This is a genomic window from Flintibacter sp. HCN-6482 (assembly GCF_037892565.1).
In the GTDB taxonomy this organism is placed as follows: domain Bacteria; phylum Bacillota; class Clostridia; order Oscillospirales; family Oscillospiraceae; genus Lawsonibacter; species Lawsonibacter aceti.
The window spans coordinates 26203-46129 of record NZ_JBBKBK010000004.1 but is presented as its reverse complement, the minus strand read 5'-3'; the positions used below and the strand labels follow the sequence as shown (position 1 = coordinate 46129).

The 19927-nt window shown below is 58.0% G+C and carries 18 protein-coding genes and 1 riboswitch; of the genes, 10 read left to right on the top strand and 8 right to left on the bottom strand.

What is annotated here, in order from left to right:
- Positions 1-133: 133 nt before the first annotated feature.
- Entirely contained in the window at positions 134-4444 is a 4311-nt protein-coding gene (locus tag WKS99_RS11770; protein ID WP_340406143.1) for an S-layer homology domain-containing protein, read from the bottom strand.
- Positions 4445-4762: 318 nt separating this feature from the next.
- On the opposite strand from WKS99_RS11770, the gene WKS99_RS11765 reads away from it, so the two are divergent.
- The 3 genes from WKS99_RS11765 (at position 4763) to WKS99_RS11755 (ending at position 6876) form a co-directional block, all read left to right on the top strand.
- Positions 4763-5119, top strand: a complete 357-nt coding sequence (locus tag WKS99_RS11765) for a TSUP family transporter (RefSeq protein ID WP_240288382.1) — start codon at positions 4763-4765, stop codon at positions 5117-5119.
- Positions 5116-5481 (top strand): sulfite exporter TauE/SafE family protein, encoded by a 366-nt coding sequence (locus WKS99_RS11760; RefSeq protein ID WP_147571675.1) that lies wholly within the window; start codon positions 5116-5118, stop codon positions 5479-5481. The genes WKS99_RS11765 and WKS99_RS11760 overlap by 4 nt, the downstream gene beginning before the upstream one ends.
- An 81-nt stretch (positions 5482-5562) precedes the next feature.
- A complete protein-coding gene (locus tag WKS99_RS11755) occupies positions 5563-6876 on the top strand; it encodes an alpha-amylase family glycosyl hydrolase (protein WP_340406139.1) in 1314 nt (437 codons plus the stop codon).
- A 54-nt stretch (positions 6877-6930) separates the two neighbouring features.
- On the opposite strand, the gene mtnA is transcribed toward WKS99_RS11755, so the two are convergent.
- From mtnA to WKS99_RS11725, 6 genes are read right to left on the bottom strand one after another with little or no spacing between them, the layout of a single operon-like run.
- Positions 6931-8013 (bottom strand): S-methyl-5-thioribose-1-phosphate isomerase, encoded by a 1083-nt coding sequence (mtnA, locus tag WKS99_RS11750; protein WP_340406137.1) that lies wholly within the window; start codon positions 8011-8013, stop codon positions 6931-6933.
- The gene (locus tag WKS99_RS11745) at positions 8010-8690 is read right to left on the bottom strand and encodes a class II aldolase/adducin family protein (protein ID WP_186851866.1); all 681 of its coding nucleotides are present in this window, start codon (positions 8688-8690) and stop codon (positions 8010-8012) included. The genes mtnA and WKS99_RS11745 overlap by 4 nt, the downstream gene beginning before the upstream one ends.
- A gap of 20 nt (positions 8691-8710) precedes the next feature.
- Complete coding sequence (locus tag WKS99_RS11740; RefSeq protein ID WP_340406134.1) at positions 8711-9544, bottom strand: EFR1 family ferrodoxin; 834 nt, start codon at positions 9542-9544, stop codon at positions 8711-8713.
- A 37-nt stretch (positions 9545-9581) separates the two neighbouring features.
- Complete coding sequence (locus WKS99_RS11735; protein ID WP_340406132.1) at positions 9582-9869, bottom strand: putative quinol monooxygenase; 288 nt, start codon at positions 9867-9869, stop codon at positions 9582-9584.
- A 30-nt stretch (positions 9870-9899) separates the two neighbouring features.
- Positions 9900-10322 carry a Holliday junction resolvase RuvX gene (gene ruvX / locus WKS99_RS11730; protein ID WP_340406130.1) on the bottom strand — a complete coding sequence of 141 codons (423 nt, stop codon included), beginning with the start codon at positions 10320-10322 and terminating at the stop codon, positions 9900-9902.
- 55 nt (positions 10323-10377) lie between these two features.
- Entirely contained in the window at positions 10378-11499 is a 1122-nt protein-coding gene (locus tag WKS99_RS11725; RefSeq protein ID WP_147571668.1) for a tyrosine-type recombinase/integrase, read from the bottom strand.
- Positions 11500-11781: 282 nt separating this feature from the next.
- Between WKS99_RS11725 and WKS99_RS11720 the strand changes: the two genes are divergently transcribed.
- Positions 11782-13362: an NAD(P)/FAD-dependent oxidoreductase gene (locus WKS99_RS11720; protein WP_340406127.1), complete on the top strand. Its 1581-nt coding sequence runs from the start codon at positions 11782-11784 to the stop codon at positions 13360-13362.
- Between the two features lie 207 nt (positions 13363-13569).
- Positions 13570-14136, top strand: a complete 567-nt coding sequence (locus tag WKS99_RS11715) for a hypothetical protein (protein WP_186851871.1) — start codon at positions 13570-13572, stop codon at positions 14134-14136.
- A 59-nt stretch (positions 14137-14195) separates the two neighbouring features.
- Here WKS99_RS11715 and WKS99_RS11710 read toward each other — a convergent pair whose 3' ends face one another.
- The gene (locus tag WKS99_RS11710) at positions 14196-15092 is read right to left on the bottom strand and encodes a rhomboid family intramembrane serine protease (RefSeq protein WP_240288368.1); all 897 of its coding nucleotides are present in this window, start codon (positions 15090-15092) and stop codon (positions 14196-14198) included.
- 168 nt (positions 15093-15260) lie between these two features.
- Between WKS99_RS11710 and WKS99_RS11705 the strand changes: the two genes are divergently transcribed.
- From WKS99_RS11705 to metK, 5 genes are all read left to right on the top strand, one after another.
- Positions 15261-16505 (top strand): adenosylhomocysteinase, encoded by a 1245-nt coding sequence (locus tag WKS99_RS11705; protein WP_147571665.1) that lies wholly within the window; start codon positions 15261-15263, stop codon positions 16503-16505.
- A 31-nt stretch (positions 16506-16536) separates the two neighbouring features.
- Positions 16537-16698, top strand: a complete 162-nt coding sequence (locus WKS99_RS11700) for a hypothetical protein (RefSeq protein ID WP_186851872.1) — start codon at positions 16537-16539, stop codon at positions 16696-16698.
- A 47-nt stretch (positions 16699-16745) separates the two neighbouring features.
- Positions 16746-17249 (top strand): GreA/GreB family elongation factor, encoded by a 504-nt coding sequence (locus WKS99_RS11695; RefSeq protein ID WP_340406121.1) that lies wholly within the window; start codon positions 16746-16748, stop codon positions 17247-17249.
- A gap of 213 nt (positions 17250-17462) precedes the next feature.
- Positions 17463-18368, top strand: coding sequence for a 3-hydroxyacyl-CoA dehydrogenase family protein (locus WKS99_RS11690; RefSeq protein ID WP_147571663.1), 906 nt, complete (start codon positions 17463-17465; stop codon positions 18366-18368).
- Positions 18369-18458: 90 nt separating this feature from the next.
- Positions 18459-18557: riboswitch (SAM riboswitch) on the top strand.
- A gap of 97 nt (positions 18558-18654) precedes the next feature.
- The gene (metK, locus tag WKS99_RS11685) at positions 18655-19842 is read left to right on the top strand and encodes a methionine adenosyltransferase (RefSeq protein WP_340406118.1); all 1188 of its coding nucleotides are present in this window, start codon (positions 18655-18657) and stop codon (positions 19840-19842) included.
- Positions 19843-19927: the final 85 nt, after the last annotated feature.

Sequence of the window (19927 nt, the reverse complement as noted above, 5' to 3'; positions counted from 1 at the left end):
ACCAAAAATCAGGAGGAGCCGGTGTGGTAGAATCCACACCGGCTCCTTCAAAGCAGATCTAAATTGTCGTGAGGGTTCTCCATGGGAAGACTTCCTTATGGGAATTTCCTCATTTCGCTGTGCCCCCAAAATCTTACTTTGCAATATCCTTGCAGAAGTTCATGAAGATCTGTGCTACCTCGGCGCGGGTGGCCCCGGCGGTAGGCGCCAGGGTGTTGTTCCCCTTGCCGGACAGCAGACCGGCGTTCACCGCCCAGTCCATGGCCTTCACGGCATAGCTGGAGATGGAGGAGGCGTCCAGATAGCCCTCTGTCCCCTTGCCGCTCTGGCTGGTCTTGTACCCCTCGTTCTGGGCGTAGCGGTACAGGATGGCCGCCAGCTGCTCCCGTGTAATGGGATCGTTGGGGCCGAAGGTGTCCCCGTAGCCGGACACGATGCCCTCACCGGCCGCCCAGGAAATGGCGTCGGCGTACCAGGCGCCCTCCGCCACGTCAGCGAAGTCAGCGCTGCCGGCCGCGGGCTTGCCCTCCAGGCTGTACAGCATCTGGGCCACCATAGCACGGGTCAGGGTGCTGCCGGGGGCGAACTCCCGGTCGGACACACCGGACATCAGGCCGTTGTCCAGGGCGTAATCCACCGCCTCATGGTACCAGGCGTCCTCGTCCACATCCCGGAAGCCGGCGGCGGGACAGGTATCCTGGTGGTCGATCTCCACGAAGGAGGCCTCAATGGTCACCTTGGACCGGGGCATCTTGAAGGTATACCTGCCGTCGCCCTTGTCGGTCAGTTCAATCTCGTCCCCGTTCTTGTCGGTGACGGTCAGCTCGTCCAGCTCATAGCCCTCGTCGGGCTTGACGGTGATGGTCACCGTCCGGCCGCTGGAGGCGCTCTTGGGGGACACGGTCACACTGCCGTTGTCAATGTTCTTGTCCACGCTGATGGAGTAGCTGCTGGAGCCGCCGCCTCCACCGCCGCCGCCATTGTAGCTCCAGTCGGCAGTAAAGGTAGTATCGGCCGTAATTTCTACTGTTTCACCGGCAGCGTGGAGCTTAGTCCCGTCATGCCAGCCCTGGAAGGTATAATTGTTCTTGCTGGGAGCGGCAGGCAAAGTATAGTCAGAATTTGCTGTCACTGTGGCTGCGGCAACCACCTGTCCATCCACCACTACCCGAACGGAATGGGAGCCGTTGGGGGCGGTAGTCTTGATCTCGTCGGCAGTGATGGTGCCTTGATTGTTCAATGTACCCTCTGCCACCAGGACCGTATTTACGCTGTCGCCGGAATTGTTCTTGTTGCCGGTCAGCACCATAGAGGAGGTTTTGTCCACAGACAGGGAGCCTGCCTTCTTGACCTCTACCGCGTTCTCGTACTGACTGCCATTGGGTGCCCACTGGGAGGTCAAAGGCAGCTTGGCGCCGCTGTTGGTCACAGAAACCTCCGCGCCGTTGGTCAGCGTTATATTCTTGGACAGTATGCCAACAGAACCGACATTCTGAACATCGACGGTGGAACCATCAACGTTGACATCTTCTGCACTTAGGCCGTGGTCGCCACAGTTCTTTACAGTGACGGAAGAACCTTCCTTGATGTCCCATCTGCCGCCGTTGGAGGCGTTGCCGTCGATATTCTGGATGGTCAGCTTGGAATTGATCATCTCGACACTGGCCAGATTTTCGGCGGACACCTGGAACACCATGCCGCGCTGCAGCCCGGTCAGTTCCACCTCGGCATTGTTCAGGATCAGCTTGCCGCCGTTGCCATTGGCGCTGTTATTCAGAATGAAGCCGGTGCCGTCGTACTCGCCGCCGTTGGCCTCAGTATTGCTGGTGCCCTGGACTGTCAACTTCACGCCGTTCAAGGTCAGAGCGGCGTTCTCGGTGATCGTAAAGGCGCCGGTAGTAGGCCCGCCAGCCGTAGTTGCGCCGATGGACAAAGCACCTTCGGCGGTGGCAGTCTTCTGAATGGTGATATCCTTGCTGATGGTGAACTTAGCATCAGTAAGGGTTGCATCCTTTACCAGGTCTATGGTGCCGCCGGCAGAAGCCAGCTCCTCCAGAGCCTTAGACAGCTTGCCCGCCTTGAGCTCGCTTCCGGAAACCCAGACGGCCTCATCCTCGGGACCAATTACCACGGGCCCAAAGTCAGACAAGTGGTCGGTGGTCCAGGACAGGGTGCCGGCCTCATAGGTGGTGGTCATAGACTCCAACTGGCCATTTTCACCCACATAGTAAACCACGACACTCTGACCATCGGTCAGTTCCTGATTATAGGGCACAGAAACGGTGATCTCGCCCTTGCGGGTGTCGTCCTCAGCGGAGAACACGGGGTCGCCGCTGGCGTTAACGGCGGACACGGTCCAGCCGCCACCAATCTTCTCCTCCACGGTCAGGGCCACGCTGCCGCCATCGGCATTGTCGGTGATGGTGTTCCAGGCGTCCTTGTCCAGGGTGACGGTGCCCACGTCGGTGGCAATGGCTACCTCGGATACGGCGCTGTCCTTTACAGATTCCAGAGAGATGGACTGAATGGTGACGGTGGTCTTGTCCACATTCTCGGCAGGCTTACCCTCTACACCAGTGGTCACGCTGATTTCCAACTTGCCGCCGCTGGTTTCAACACCCTCGCCGTTTTCACCAGAGGTATTGAATTTACCGACAACTTCGGCGCTGACGGTATCGTCGGAAACAATGGTGTCGGCCTCCATGCCTAACTTTGCCTCAACGACCCATTTACCTTCGACTTCGTTGGCAGTATAGCCAGGAACAATGTATTTCTCGTCGGGCTTTTCAGAGAAGGTGCCGCCGGTAATATTCAGATGCACTCTATCATTGTCAGCTACATCAATGGTGCCATTGAAGGTACCGCCGGAAATATTAATCGCAGCCGTGGCGTCCGGATATGACCCCAGGTCTAGATCCGCTTTCAGCATGGGCTTATCTCCTGTAACGGTAAACGTTCCGCCGTATACATTGATCGTCCCGCCACTGCTAAAAATATAAAGACCATAATTTTCCGAGGTGAATTCGCCACTATAAATATTTACGATACCAGTTCCGTTGCTGGCAGAAGCAATCATACTATTATGATCATAGTATCCTGTCTGTGAGATATTGCTGTTATAAATATTTACTGTGCCGCCGGCGGCTGTTACACCGCCGCCTGTGGTGGAGTTTAGCTGAGAATCCCTTAACTCAATAGTGCCTCCAGCAAAAGCTTTTATACTAGCCCCAAATGCAGTACTATTATTGAGGATCATGTCTTTTGCAACGATTGTAGACCCATCAGCCGCACCGAGTGTACAATAGGTACCATCTCCAGCGGTAATGGTACCGTTCATCAGAGTTAGTAAGCCGTCACCCTTCGCTTTGCTCCGAATTGCAATATTCTTATTATCTCCAGTAAATGTATTCTTAGCAAAATCTACTGTTACAGATTTAACTTCAGTGAGGTCTGTATTAGCAGTACAAGTTATACTGTCCAGCAGGTTCACAGTGTCGCCGTCTTGGGCGGCAGCGATGGCGTCGGCCAGCGTTTCATACTGATAACCGCCGACCTCGGCCGCAAAGGCCACCGAGTTATCACCATCAGGGCCATGCGTATATGTGGGAGAAGTGAGACCATAACCATTTACGTATTGCGTACCGTCCGGTTTGGTCTCTATCTCAGCCTCCCAATTTACGCTGTCGTCTATGGTGATGTCACAGCCGGACATGCTGATGCCGTTGGTCTTGGCTTTATTGCTCCCGTCGTAACCAATTAGGACACCGCTGAAGCAGGCCTCTGGATCGGTGCCGTCGGCCTCCAGAACCACATGGCTGTTCGTCACGGAGCATTTATTTGCTACAAAGGAACCGCTTTGGGTAAAGCCGTGAAGCAGACCAACCTTGGTGTAGCCCCTCACAGTGCTGTCCACGACATTGACATTATTGTAAGTCAAAGTTCCGGTGTTGTTGGCCACGACCACAGCCAAAATGCTGGAGCCAGTGGAGTTTTCTGCGGTAGTCAGCGGGTTTGCATCGATCTCAGCACCGGAAAAAGTCAAGTCGTTGATGGTCAGCGTTCCCTTATTATTGGCAATCCAGCCAGTGTAATAGTCGCAGGAGCCGCCATCACCCGGAATTCCGGAGCCATTCGGTCCCATATAAGCTTTGTGCACCTTGAGATCGGAGATGGCATTCCCATTACCATTGATGACCAGAACGCGCCCTGATTCAATCTGGATGCCCTCCCAGTCTGTGTCACCCATCTCAATATCCTGGGCGATATTGATAGTGGACACGGAAGAATTGTTCAACGCGGCTTCCAATTCTTCACGGGTGGATACGGTGGCTTCGTCTGCCGCATCAGCTTGGCTGCTCTGGTCCTCGACGGCAAACACAGCCGAAGGAACGAGGGACAGAAGCATACACAAAGTCATGAATCCTGCCAAAAGTTTTTTCTTCACAAAATTTCCTCCTCTACATAAAAAATAAGGAATAAACATATACTAATTTGACTGTCATCCTCCTTCACTTGTTTTAAAAAGTGTACCTACAAAAAGTTTTGAGAGCACACCTATACAACATTAGAATATAGCATTAACAGGGAAGAAAAGCAACCATTTGACAATAATTTTCATCTTATTTCTGAATTTGTAAAGGTACACCTTTTCAAATTTATGCCTACCCGCTCCGGAAGGAGTAGTTCCCTCTTTTTATTCAAGCTGACTTTTTACATAAACCGCCCCGCTTTTGGCACACTAGGTCCAAAAGGGGGCGGTTTTTTGCGCGGTCAAACATGGAGATATCTGATTGCCGGCGGACTGGCCGGAGTCGCCAACGGCTTCTTTGGTGGCGGAGGGGGATCGGTGTTCGTTCCGCTGCTCACCGGGTACTGCCGTCTGGACCAGCGGAGGGCTTTTGCCACCTCGGTGGCGGTCATCCTGCCCCTGTGCGCCCTGTCCGTGTGCGTCTACTTTCTGCGGGGCGGGCTGGACTTCTGGGCCGCGCTGCCATACCTGGTGGGAGGGACTGTCGGCGGCTGGGCGGGGGGAAAGTGGTTCAAAGGAGTACAGATGGTCTGGCTGAAGCGGGCCTTCGGCCTTCTGCTTATCTATGGGGGAGTGAGGAGCTTTTTATGAGCGAATGGGTTTTGCCCCTGGCAGTGGGGGCTGCCACAGGAGTGCTGTCCGGCTTCGGCGTGGGGGGAGGCACCCTCCTGCTGGTCTATATGACCGCCTTCGCCGGCGTGGACCAGCATCTGGCACAGGGCATCAACCTGCTCTATTTCCTGCCCGCTGGGCTGATGGCCCTGCCCGCCCATGTCAAAAACGGTTACATCGAGAAACCAGTGCTCCTCCCGGCCATCGGGGCAGGGCTGGTCTGCGCCGCCCTGGCGGCGTGGGCGGCCACCGCTATGGAGGTAGGGCTGCTGCGCAAATTCTTCGGAGCGTTTCTCATCGTGGTGGGGCTGATGGAGCTGTTTGGGCGTACAAAGGAGTAAAAATGCTTGCTCCCAGGCGTCGGATAGGATATGATAGGACCATATCCGCCCCTAAGGGCGGGATGGAAGGAGGGCCTGTCAATGTGGTTTGACGAAGCGGTCATCTATCAAATATATCCTCTGGGCCTGTGCGGCGCGCCGAAGGAAAACGACGGGGTGAGGACCCCCCGCATCCTGCGGCTGCTGGACTGGGTGGACCACATCAAGCGGCTGGGAGCGGACACGGTGCTGCTCAACCCGGTCTTTGACAGCGACCGCCACGGCTATGACACCCGGGACTATTTTACGGTGGACCCTCGGCTGGGGAGCGATGAAGATTTGGCCCAGGTGTGCCGGACGTTCCATCAGGCCGGCATCCGGGTGATGCTGGACGGGGTGTTCAACCATGTGGGACGGGGCTTCTGGGCGTTTCAGGAGGTACAGAAGAAAAAATGGGACAGTCCATACCGGGACTGGTTCCACCTGAGCTTTGACGGGGATACCGAGTATCATGACGGCTTCTGGTACGAGGGCTGGGAGGGCCACAACGAGCTGGTCAAGCTGAATCTGTGGAATCCGGCGGTGATAGAACACCAATTTAACGCCATCCGGTCCTGGGTGGAGCGGTTCGGCATCGACGGGCTGCGGCTGGACGTGGCCTACTGCTTACCCCCGGAGTACCTGAAGCGGTTGAGAGCCTTTGCCCAAGGGCTGAAACCGGACTTTGTGCTGATGGGAGAGACGCTGCACGGGGACTATAACCGATGGATGGGGCCGGAGCTGTGCCACTCAGTGACAAACTACGAGTGCTACAAGGGACTGTGGTCCAGCTTCAACTCCAGGAATATGTTTGAGATCGGCCACTCCCTTGCCCGGCAGTTCGGGCCGGAGCAGTGGACCTTATATAAGGGGGCCCACCTGCTGTCCTTCCTGGATAACCACGATGTGGACCGCATCGCCTCCCGACTGACCGACCGAAATCATCTGGCCCCGGCCTATGGGCTGATGTTTGGGATGCCTGGGGTGCCGGCGGTATACTACGGCAGCGAGTGGGGGCTGGAGGGCCGGAAGGGACCGGACAGCGACGACGCGCTCCGTCCGGCATTGGAGAGGCCGGAGTGGAACCAGCTGACGGAGCATATCGCCAAACTGGCGGCGGCCAAGAGAAACAGCCCGGCTCTGTGTTATGGGAATTACCGGAATGTAGTGCTGACCAACCGCCAGATCATCTTCGAGCGGAAATGTGAACAGGAGCGGGTGCTGGTGGCGGTCAACGGGGACAGCCAGCCCTATACCGCCCATTTTGACGCCGGCTGTGGTCTGGCCTGGGATCTGATCTCCGGGGAAAAGCACGACTTCGGCGGAGGAAGCGAGCTGCCGCCGTACAGCGTCCGGTTCTGGAAGATGGAGCGGTGAGGGCCGCCCAGAAAAATAGAGAACGAAGCGGCCGCCAGATTGGCGGCCGCTTCGTTATGGGCTGTATGATGGTTCGCCTTGAGAGGGAGAAAACAGGGCTGGCAGGGAGAGGGAGTAGGGAGGGCGGCAGATGCCCCTCTCGGTGATAATGGCGGAAATCAGCGTATGGGGAGTGATGTCGAAGGCGGGGTTATAGCACTTTACCCCGGAGGGGGCCATGGGTTCCCGGTACCACAGAGAGCGGATCTCCTCCCCGTCCCGCTCCTCGATAGGGATGTGATCCCCGTCAGGGCAGCTCAGGTCGATGGTGGAAGTAGGCCCCAATACATAGAAGGGGACCCCATAGTGGCGGGCCAGGATGGCCACCCCGCTGGTGCCGATCTTATTGGCCGTGTCCCCGTTGGCAGCTACCCGGTCGCAGCCCACGAAACAGGCCTGGACCCAGCCGTTTTTCATGACGATGGAGGCCATATTATCGCAGATGAGGGTCACGTCTACCCCAGCCTGCTGAAGCTCCCAGGCGGTGAGCCGAGCTCCCTGGAGCAGAGGCCGGGTCTCGTCCGCGAATACCCGTAGAGAAATGCCGCGCTCCTGGGCCAGCAGGATAGGACCAAGGGCGGTGCCATAGCGGGAGGTAGCCAGAGGGCCGGCGTTGCAGTGGGTGAGTACCCCGTCTCCTGACTGTAAAAGGGACAAACCGTACTCCGAGATTTTGTGGCACATATCCTGGTCCTCCTGATGGATGGCCCGGCACTCCCTGCCCAGCGCCTCCGACATGTGCTCGCCAGCCGAGCCCCGGGCTGCGCGCAGCATCCGATCCACGGCCCAGGACAGGTTGACAGCGGTGGGCCTTGCCCCGGCCAGAGCGGCCCCCAGCCCCTCCAGTTCAGCCAGCAGGGCCGGGCCCTTCCACCCCCGCGCCTCCAGCTGACGGGACAGGGCATACAGGCAGTACCCGGCAAAGATTCCAATGGCAGGGGCGCCCCGGACCCGCAGGGAGCGGATGGCCTCTATCATCTCGGACAGGGAACGGACCTGCCGTTCCTCCAGGCGGTTGGGCAGCTGGGTCTGATCCAGCAGGATAACGCTGTCTTCTCCTGGGCCCAGCCGGATATGGTCTGGATAAGGCTGCGTCATGTTCTTCCACCTCCCTGTTCCTCGTGGGGAGTTCTGGACCCGGACAGCGTCCGGTAGTGCCCCTCCAGCCCTCGGATAGCCCCTACCTGCTCTGGTGACAGTTCCACCCCGCCTCCAAGTTGGTGAACGAGGGCAAAGATCTTGGCGGTCTGCTCCACCTGCTCCATCCGGTCAAAGGCATGCCAGAGGTCTCTGCCCCAGGCGATGGCCCCATGGTTGGCCAGCAGGGCCCCATTGCAGCCGGCCACATAGGGGCGCAGGCTGTCGGGGACCTGACTGGTGGAGGGGAGGGCAAAGGGGGCCACAGGCACCTCCCCCAGCCCACTAATGGTTTCGGTCAGATAGTGCTGGGCCAGGGGGCGGCGGCAGATGGAAAAGGCGGTGGCCGCCGGCGGGTGAGCATGGACCACCGCGCCTACATCGGGGCGCTCCCGGTAGACAAGCAGATGCATAGCAGATTCAGAGGAGGGGTGGAGGTGTCCTGCCAACACCCGGCCCTCCAGGTCGCATACTACCAGCATATCAGGGGTCAGCCGGCCCTTGCTTACACCGGAAGGGGTGATGAGTACCTGGTCTTCCCCAATCCGAACGGAAACATTGCCGTCGTTGCTAACCACATAGCCCCGCTGATAGAGCAGCAGGCACACCTGACACAGAGTTTCCCGGTCCTGTTCCATTCCCCAATCTCCCATGTTCTTCAGATAAAGATCTTGCTCTCCGCCCGGCGGGCAGCGTACAGGTCCTCCAGCTCATGCTGGTGGTATAGGTAGCCCTCATGGTCGAAGTACTTGGCCCCCATGGGGCACTTTTTCACACAGGCGCAGCATTTAATGCACTTGCCCACCACCTGGCTCACATCATTGGGATCGATGGCCCCCATGGGGCACAGCCGGGCGCACAGGCCGCACCGAACGCACTTGTCCAGGTCGGTGACGGGCTTGGCCTTCAGGAAGTCCTTGATGGGCTCGCCGTTCCGGTCTCGGGGGGTGTAGTAGGGGCGGATGGGGTCGCAGCCCTCCACCTGGACTGGCTCCTCGGGCAGGGCCGTCAGCCCCTTGACTTTCTCGGCGGTCTGCCGGGCCAGCTGGTCCACCAGAGCCATGTCCTCCCCGTCGGGGCGGCCGGCGCCCAGGATCTTGGAGAAGGAATGCTCGCCCACGATGGCGGCCCCAGCGATGGGCAGGAAGCCGTTGGCCGTCATCACCTGCTTGAGCTCCATCAACCCGTCGTCGAAGTTTCGATTTCCGTAGAGGACCACGGGGACGGACAGGGTGCCCTCGCCGTGGATGCTGTTCTGGACGAAGGGCAGCATCATGTTGGGGACTCGTCCGGCATAGACCGGAGTACCCAATACCACCAGTTCATCCGGACCGAACTGCAGCGCGTTTTCCCGGCCCTTGGGCTGGGTGTAGTCATGGGACTTGTACTGGGCTCCCAGTTGCCCGGCCAGGGACTTGGCAAGGTGGGTAGCTACCTTTTCTGTAGTGCCAGTGCCGCTGAAATAGACGGCCCAAACAGTTTTGATTTCCATATGTATTTCCTCCTTCACCATTTTCAACCTGAACCGCTTACGGCAGGTCGTAAGTTTCCAGAATCGTATCGGCCGCGCAGCGATCCTTGACCTCCTGGATCAGCGCCATATGAGGCTGGCCCATGTGGACCTTCTGGGCCTCCCGAGTGGTCCACTTCTCCAGCAGGAGCAGTTTGTCCGGGTCATCCACCGAGGTGAAATAGTCGTATTGCAGACAGCCCTCCTCCCCGCGCACCGCCGCCTGAGCGCCGCTGGCGGTCACTCCAGCCAGAAACTCCTCCCGCTTGCCGGGCTTCATGGTGTAGATCACATTGATACCGTACATATTTCTTTCCCCCTTATATCTGTTGAACTCCTATTGCTGAGTCATTCGTTTGAAATTCAGATAGCCCTCCAGAATCAGGGAGGCCGCCACGGCGTCCACTGTCTTTTTCCGCTTTTTGGAGTTCTGGCCTGCCGCAAAAAGGATGCGGTGGGCGTCCACGGTGGTCCTCCGCTCGTCCCACAGGACGGGCTTCAGACCGGTGACCTCCTCCACCTGGCCGGCAAAGTCCCGGTATAGCTGGGCCCTAGGGCCCTCGGTGCCGTCCATATTCCGGGGAAAGCCCATGACCAGCTCCTCCACCCGGTAGGCATCCACCAGCTTCTTCAGCTCCTCCAGCACCACCCCGCCCTTCCGGCTGTGGATAGTAGTGGTGGTCCCGGCCAAAAGTCCGGTGGGGTCAGAGATGGCCACGCCGGTGTGGGCGTCGCCGTAGTCAATGGCCATAATACGCATAGACACTCCCTCCTCTCTCTCAAATGATACCGCAAATTCAGAGGGAATACAACGGTTATTTCAGCGCGTCCGACACCCGCATCAAAGTCTCCTCGTGGGTGCGGTCGATGAGGTGGGTGTAGATGCGGCCAGTGGTGGCGGGGGTGGAGTGGCCCAGGGCTTTGCCGATATCGAAGAGGGACACGCCCTGGAAGGAGGCAATGGTGGCAAAGGAGTGGCGCAGGCCGTGGAGGGTGACCCGGGGCAGGTCATTTTTTCGCACGAAGCGGGTAAAGGCCAGGGACAGAGCGTTGGGCGAGTAGGGCAGCTCCTTGTGGTCCAGCACCACATGGCCAGGCTCCTCACGCCCGCGGAAGAGCGCGTTCTGGCGCGCCCGCTCCTGGTTCAGCAGCCGGAAGATATCTTCGGGGAGATAGAGTGTGCGGACCGAGGCGCGGTTTTTGGTCTCCTTTTGGATGATGGTGGCGCCGAAGGCGGTGCGGGCCTCCCGAATATAGATGACCCGGAGCTGAAAGTTTACATTTTCCCACTTCAGACCGCACAGCTCCTCCCGCCGCAGACCCAGGCTGCCCGCCAGCTTGACAGGCAGTTCCAGCCGGTGGCCGGGGAGGAGGGCGTAGAGCCGTTTCAGCTCCTCCGGGGTGTAGAAGTCCGCCTCATAAAGCTTGGACCTGGGGGGCTCCACCCGGTCCATGGGAGAGACCAGCAGCATATCCTGCCGTACCGCCGTCCGCAGGGAGGAGGAAAGAAGGTCGTGGTGCCGACGCATGGTGTTGGAGGAGAGGCTGTTATCCCGCTGTACCTGGGTATAGTATTGCTGGATGTCCTTAGGCGTCAGCTTCAGAAGGGGCATATCCCCCAGGGCTGGGCCAAGGTGATTGTCAATGATCTTTTGATAGGAATACACCGTGGTTTCCGCCCGATTGGGCCGCACGATGGTGTCCATCCAGTATTCCAGCCACTCGGACAGGGTGAGCTGATGCCGGGGGGTCTGGCGCTCCTGATCCCGATGGGCCAGGAAATCCCGCAGTCCCGCCCGGGCGGCGGTCAGGGTGGGAAAGGTACGGTACTGCTTGATCCGCCTGCCCTCCTCATCACGGCCCAGGTCCATACTGACGTAGTACAGATCCCGGGCGTCGTCGTATGAGATATTGCGCTCCACAGTTTTTCTTGCCATGATTTTCATTGCCTCCATTTTCTTTGTATTCTGCTGACGGTCGGCCCCCCGGTACAAATGCGGCGATTTTTCCTCGGCACGGGGGCATAAAAAGAGAATAAATGGGAAAAACTGCTTTTTTCAACATATTTCGGCAAATTCTAGGAAAAAGACGAGGATTCGCTTTTCTGGGCAGAGCGGCGGGATGCGAGCTCCAGGCGGAGGAAAAGGAGAAAAAGAGCGATCCAAAACTTCCGCTTTGCCGCCGGCTGTGATACAATACTCTGAAAAGAGGTGATTGAGATGATAAGGATCGGAGGGCTGGCCCTGCCAGTAGACGGGGACCTGGATCAGCTCAGAAAGCGCGCGGCCCGGACGCTGGGTGTGCGCCCTGGGGCACTAGGGGAGCTGGACATCGTCCGCCAGTCCATTGACGCGCGGAGGAAAGATGATGTCCACTATGTCTATACCGTGGAGCTGTCCATGGCCAACGAGGCTTCCATGGTCCGTTCCGCCCCCGGTCGAAACATCTCTCTGACGGAGCGGAGACCCTACGCCTTCCCCGGTGTGGGACGGAAGGCGGCCCTGCCTCCGGTAGTGGTGGGCATGGGCCCGGCAGGACTCTTTGCCGCCTTGTTTCTGGCCCGCAACGGTATTCCCTCTGTCATTTTGGAGCGGGGGCGGGATGTGGACCGGAGGACCCTGGACGTGGGGGCTTTCTGGGACACTGGGATTTTGGACGAGGAGTCTAACGTACAGTTTGGCGAAGGGGGAGCCGGTACTTTCTCCGACGGGAAGCTGACCACTGGGACCCACGATCCCCGCATCTCCGCTGTGCTGGACGTGCTGGTGGAGGCGGGGGCCCCCGCCGATGTCAAGTATTCCCATAAACCCCACATCGGAACCGATATTTTGCGCCAGGTGGTGAAAAATATCCGCCGGGAGCTTATTTCCCTGGGCTGTGATGTCCGGTTTGGCCATCGGTTGACTGGACTGACCGTCAGCGGCGGAGTCCTGGCTGGCATACGGGTGGAGGGCCCGACAGGGCCCTATCGCCTGCCTGCTGACGCCCTGGTCCTGGCCCCTGGCCACTCCGCACGGGATACCTTTGCCATGCTAAAGGAGGCGGGGGTGCCCATGGAGAAAAAGAATTTTGCTATTGGGGTGCGCATCGAACACGACCAGCAGGCGGTGAGCCGCCAGCAGTACGGCCCAGCCTTTTCCAAGCTGCCGCCCTCGGATTACAAACTTGCCTGCCACCTGCCCAGCGGCCGGTCGGCTTTCACCTTCTGTGTCTGCCCCGGTGGGCAGGTGGTGGCGGCCGCCTCCCGGCAGGGGGGCGTGGTCACTAATGGTATGAGCCTGCGGGCCCGGGATGGGGCCAATATCAACGGTGGACTGTTAGTGGGAGTAGGGCCGGAGGACTTTCCAGAGGCGGATGTGCTGGCTGGAGTCTGGTTCCAAGAGCGATGGGAGAAGGCGGCGTTCCAACTGGGGGGTGGAGGCTTCCGGGCCCCTGCCCAGCGAGTGGAGGATTTTCTGCACAAGCGGCCCTCACAGGGCCCTGGCGCCATTCTTCCCACATATCAACCCGGAGTGACTTGGACTGATTTAGAGGGCTGTTTACCCGACTTTGTGTCGGATACCCTGCGGGATGCCTTGCCCCTGATGGACCGAAAGCTGCGGGGTTTCTCTGTACCAGATGGGGTGCTGACCGGGGTGGAGACACGCTCCTCCTCTCCTGTCCGCATTTTACGGGATGAGGGCTGTCAGTCCCCTCTCCATGGCCTGTACCCCTGTGGCGAGGGGGCGGGCTATGCGGGGGGCATTGTCAGTGCGGCGGTGGACGGTATTCGCGTGGCCGAAGCGGTGGCGCGGGGATGAGCCGCCCCCTCGCCGGGGCCCTATCGGGGATGGGGCGGCCGATAGGCCGTAAATGTGGAGCGAAGCGGAGAATTTCCGCAGGGCGAATATTTATTTCGCCCAAGGACAGAAAAGAAAAGGCCCCCCACAGGACTTCTTCTGTGTGGAGGGGCCGATCCAGATACCAGACAGGAGCTGGATTCTGATATTTTCAAAAGGAGAGCTTATATGGACCAGTTGGATGAATTTTTGACCCTTTTATCTGGAAGTTTTGATAACGCCCAGCAGTTCGAGGAAATGCGGCGTAAGGGGGACCTCCAATTTCCTTTTGCCCAGCATATCAATACCGTATGCAACAGCAAGATCAGGAACCTTCCGGAAAACTTTGAGGGCGTTTTCTTAGTGGAGGAGAGTTACTACACGGTAGAAGGAAAGACCCATGCCTCCCCTCACCTGTTCCTATTCACAGAGGAGGGCGATAGGGTCAAGCTGACTTCTTATGAACTGCCAGAGGGCTGCGAAAAGGAGCACTTCACCTATCAGGAGATGGATGAGATAGAGTACAGCAGCTTGAAGTGTTCAGACAAATTTAGTCCGGCCCTCTATGAGAAAAAGGGTGACATTTGGGAGGGCGGCAGTGTCAGTATGTTCACTCCTGTGCTTAAATTTACTTTGTTTGAACGCTTTTCTCCGGAGTGTTTAGCGGTATCTGAGACGATGGAAGTTAACGGAAAGCGGACATTTGGCTATGACGTGCCTATCTTGTACCGCAGGATAGAGCAGCGAACTGAATAAAATTAAGAGGGGCACCCCGTAGGGCGCCCCTCTTGATTTTTGGACAAAAATGGCTGCCATCACTGCACATGAGTGTGGTCATTGATGTGCTTCATGCAGTAGCAGTAGTAGCCATTGCACTTGGAGCAGTAGCGGAACTCCATATTGGGATCGTCCGCGTCGGTCAGACCGCAGACGGCACATTTGTGGAGATATCCCTTCCGCTCTTTTACATCCTTTTGGGCCTTCTTGAAGTTGATGGTCTGGGGGGAGGTCCTGTAGCGGATTCGCTCGCTGCCCCGGCCCAGAACAGACATCAGGTCCTCCCAGAAGAAAATGAGGTAGTTCAGGATGGCAATAACGGGAAGAAGGGCCCGCAGGGGTGTGTGGCCAGTCAGGTAGCCAAAGATGTCGTAGGTAAAGAATATGGCGTCCAGCCAGGCCAGCCACTTGACCTTCAGCGGAATGATGCCATAGAGCAGCACCTGCATATCCGGGTACAGAGTGGCAAAGGAAAAGAACATGGAGAGATTCACATAATACATCGTGGCGGTTTCAAAATAATAGCCGCTCAGGTTGGAAGTTATGGGCATCAGCAGATAGGTGACGATGCCTACTACAATGTTCAGCAGCACGCCCAGGCCATAAAAGACTGTGAATCGGGTGGAGCCCCATTGACGCTCCAGCGAGGAGCCGATCCAGTAGTAAAAATAGGTGGTAACGGCAAAGAAGAAGGGGCCCCAGAACCCTCCGCCCACGCTCAGGGGGGAAAAAATAAAGGTAACGAGGCGCCACACCTGGCCCTGAAGGATGAGCTCGGGGTAAAACCGGATGAACATGGAGACCCATCCGTTGGTCAGCATATCTGCGATATAGACAAACACATTGCCCAAAGCGATGTACTTGATTAGATCGGGAATGCCCAGATTGGGATGGTTGTAGCAGAATCGGCTCAAGCCGCGGGATATGGCTCTCATGAAGAAGCCCTCCTCCTGTTGGATGTCAGATAAAAGACATTGTAACCGTTTTTAGAAGAAATGTCTACGTCCAAAGTGTAAACAAATAGCGGAAAAGAAAAATCTCCTTTTGCCGGGAATAAAAGTGTGATAGAATAGGCCGGAGAACAAGGATATGGAGGAAATGCCATGAGCATCGTGAAAGATATGTCCCTGGCCCCATCTGGCCATCAGAAGATCCGCTGGGTGCGGGATTTCATGCCTGCCCTGTCCGGCATCGAGGAGCGGTTCCGCCGGGAAAAGCCCTTTGCCGGGCTGACCATCGCTGTTTCTGTCCATCTGGAGGCCAAGACCGCCAACCTGGGCCTGGTCCTTCGGGAGGGGGGGGCCGACGTCCATCTCACCGGCTGTAACCCCCTGTCCACCCAGGACGATGTAGCCGCCGCCATGGCGGACCTGGGCGTGGACACCTATGGAGTCTATGGGGTGGACATGGCAGGGTATGAGAATCTGTTGGTGGAAACCCTGAAGTGCCGCCCCCACCTGATCGTGGACGACGGTGGCGACCTCATCAGTCTGCTGGGGGACAGGTGCAACCAGTATGGGGAGCGGCTGATCGGCGGTTGTGAGGAGACCACCACTGGCATCCACCGACTGTACGCCCGCCAGCGGGCCGGCATTCTGCCCTGCCCCATGATGGCGGTGAACGATGCCAAGGCCAAGCACTACTACGACAACAAATACGGCACCGGCCAGTCCACCATGGACGCCATCATGCACACCACCAACCTGATGGTGGCGGGCAAAACGGTAGTGGTGGCGGGCTACGGCTGGTGCGGCAAAGGCATCGCTATGCGGGCCAAGGGCATGGGGGCCAACGTCATCGTTTGTGAAGTGGACCCCTTCAAGGCGCTGGAGGCCACCATGGAAAACTTCCGGGTGATGCCAATGGATCAGGCAGCCCGGCTGGGTGACCTGTTTATTACCGCCACCGGCTGCAAGGACATCATCGTGAAGCGCCATTTCCAGGTCATGAAGGACAACGCCCTGTTGTGTAACTCCGGTCACTTTGACTGTGAGGTGGATGTGGCGGCCCTGGGGGAGATGGCGGCGGAGCGGTTTGACCGCCGGGCCAACATCCGGGGCTACCGCCTGCCCGACGGCCGCACGCTGAATGTGCTGGCCGAGGGGCGGCTGGTCAACCTGGCCGCCGGGAACGGCCATCCGGCGGAGATCATGGATATGTCCTTTGCCGTCCAAGCCCTGTCCCTGGAGTGGCTGGCGAAGCACAGGGGAGAGCTGGAAAAGAAGGTGTACAATGTCCCGGATGAGATCGACGACCAGATCGGCCGGGTAAAGCTGGCTGCCATGGGGCTGGCCATCGACGAGCTGACCCAGGAGCAGAGGGATTATCTGGCGGGCTGGGAGGCCTGAAACGGCAGGACATGGAACAGGGGTGGTATAGGTGAAGCAGATGTTAATGGGGATCTTTCTTCTGCTCCTTGGCGTATGGTGTTATCTGTTTGGAGTGGTGGATCAGGCGGCCCTGTTCGCGGTGCTGGGCGTTCTATTGCCCATCCCCGCTGTGCTCCTGACGCTGTATGGCTTTTTCAATAAAAATAAATAGGGGCTGTCACAGAGTACCCGAATCGGGAAGAAAAGAAGGGACCTGTCATGCATAATGAATTGACCAAAATGGATATCCAAAAAATGCGGGAGGAACTGGACTACCGCCGTGTCACGCTCCGGCCACAGCTTCTGGAGGAAGTAAAGGTGGCCCGCTCCTTCGGCGATTTGAGCGAGAACTTCGAGTATAAGGCGGCCAAGCGGGAGAAAAACAAAAATGAGAGCCGCATCCGATATCTGGAAAATATGATCAAGACGGCGCGTGTTATCGAGGACCGTTCCGCTCCAGACGCGGTGGGGCTGTACGACAAGGTGACCATCTATCTGGAGGAGGACGGGGAGGAAGAGAGCTGGCAGGTGGTGACTACGGTCCGCCAGGACGTGCTCAACGGGCTTATCAGTAAGGAATCTCCCATGGGGGCGGCTCTGCTGGGCAAAAAAGTGGGGGAGCGGTTTTACGTCCAGGTCAATCAGGACTACGGATACTACGCCGTGGTCAGGGCCATACAGAAGGGGACGGACGACGGTTCGGCACAGTTGAACCGCTATTAAAAAAGAGCGAAAAAATCGGAAAAACGATTGGGATGGCTGTCAGCCATCCCAATCAATATTTTTAGGACAATATTTGCATATTTTATGGCCATTTATGCTAAGACTTGCGACAGTTGCTATGCTAAGATAGGGCCCGCAAGAACCTGGACCTCCCGTAATTGGAAGGGCGGGAGTAGTCCGGAACTGAAATACGGATGAAAAAGGAGTTTTTATATGGCAATCCAGAATATTTTTGTGGTGGGAGCTGGCCTGATGGGCAGCGGCATCGCCCAGACTGCTATGACCAGCGGTTATCATGTCATCCTCAATGACCAGCGGCAGGAGACGCTGGAGCGGGCCCAGATGGGCATTGAGAGCCGGCTGAAGCACATGGTGGAAAAGGGAACCATGAGTGAGGAGGAGTTTCAGGACTGCATGGGTCGGCTGAAGATCGATACCCGTCTGTCCGCCGCGCGGGAGGCCGACCTGGTGGTGGAGGCCATCTTTGAGAACCTGGAGGCCAAGCAGGCGGTCTTTCGCCAGCTGGAGGAGATATGCCCAGACCACACCATCTTTGCCTCTAACACCTCCTCCATCTCTCTGACCGCCCTGGCCGCCGCCACCAAGCGTCCCTCCCGGGTGGTGGGGATGCACTTCTTCTCCCCAGTGCCCAAGATGAAGCTGTGCGAGGTCATCTTCGGCCTGCTCACCGCCCAGGATGTGCTGGAGGACATCAAGGAGGTGGGCGAGAAAATGGGCAAGACCCTGATTCTGGCCGATGACAAGCCCGGCTTTATCGTCAACCGGGCCCTGCTGCCCATGCTCAACGAGGCCTGTGTCATCGTGGGCTCTTTTATCGGCTCGGTGGAGGACGTGGACAACGGCATGAAGCTGGGCTGTAACCACCCAATGGGTCCCCTGGAGCTGGCGGACATGATTGGATTGGACATCCTGCTCAACGTGATGAACGTGATGGACAAGGAGATCGGCGCCAAGTATCACCCCTCCCTGCTGCTTCGTAAGATGGTCACCGCCGGCTATCTGGGCCGCAAGAGCGGGGCCGGCTTCTACCTGTATGAGAACGGCAAAAAGCTGGGGGTCAACCCAGTGCTGACCCGCCGCCACTCCTTGGAGGGCTGATAGGTCAAGGGACCAGACCTGCGGAGAAATTTGCGGAAACCAGTTGACAACGGGAGAAAAGTTGATATAATCAATCAGTAAAACTAAATAGCCTTATCAAGAGTGGTTGAGGGACCGGCCCTATGAAACCACGGCAACCTGCCTCTGGCAAGGTGCCAAATCCGGCGGTAGAGTATCGCAAGATGAGGATGCAAGCCAAACTGCAACGCTCCGCCTGCCGCGGGGCGTTTTTTCATCCTCCCAGGCCCTTGTACTCCAAGGGGAACGAAAGAAAGGAAAGAATATTATGGCAAAGCGACTGTTTACCTCTGAATCTGTAACCGAAGGACACCCCGATAAGATCTGTGATCAAATCTCCGACGCGGTGCTGGACGCTATGCTGGAGCAGGACCCTATGTCACGGGTGGCCTGTGAAACCACCGTGACCACGGGGCTGGTCCATGTGATGGGCGAAATTACCACTAACTGCTATGTGGAAATCCCCAAGATCGCTCGTCAAGTAATCAAGGACATCGGCTATGACCGGGCCAAATTTGGCTTCGACTGTGACACCTGTGCCGTCATTACCTCCATTGACGAGCAGTCTCCGGACATTGCTATGGGGGTAAACAAGGGGCTGGAGGCCAAGGAGGGCACCATGGACGACGGGCTGGATAATGGCGCCGGCGACCAAGGGATGATGTTTGGCTACGCCTGTGATGAAACGCCTGAGCTGATGCCGCTGCCCATTTCCCTGGCCCAGAAGCTGGCCATGCAGCTGACAAAGGTTCGCAAGGAGGGGAAGGCGAGCTATCTGCGTCCAGATGGCAAGAGCCAGGTCACCGTGGAGTACGACGATGACAACCGGCCCGTCCGGGTGGACGCGGTGGTGGTGTCCACCCAGCACGGCCCTGAGGTCGAGCTGGAGCAGATCCGGCGGGATATGATCGAGCTGGTCATCAAACCCATTATCCCCGACCAGCTTATGGATGAGAACACCAAGATCTATGTCAATCCCACCGGCCGCTTTGTGGTAGGAGGACCTCAGGGGGACTCCGGGCTCACCGGCAGGAAAATCATTGTAGATACTTACGGCGGCTCCGCCCCCCACGGCGGCGGTGCCTTCTCCGGCAAGGACCCCACCAAGGTGGACCGCTCCGCCGCCTATGCCGCCCGGTGGGTGGCCAAAAACGTGGTGGCTGCCGGACTGGCGCGCCGCTGCCAGATACAGCTGGCCTACGCCATTGGGGTAGCCCGTCCTGTTTCCGTCCGGGTGGACACCTTTGGCACCGGCACTCTCTCTGACGCCCGGCTGGAGGAGGCGGTAGGGCGGGTTTTCGACCTGCGCCCCGCCGCCATCATTCAGGACCTGGACCTGCGTAGGCCCATCTACCGGCAGATAGCCGCCTATGGTCACTTTGGCCGGAGCGACTTGGATCTGCCCTGGGAGAAGCTGGACCGGGTAGAGGAGCTGAAGGCCGCCCTCGGTGTGTGAGCCGCTGACACTGGAAACGGGGAATCCTCGGATAAGGTCGAATTAAGGCTGGACAAAATCGGGTATACTGGTATAGAATGGGACG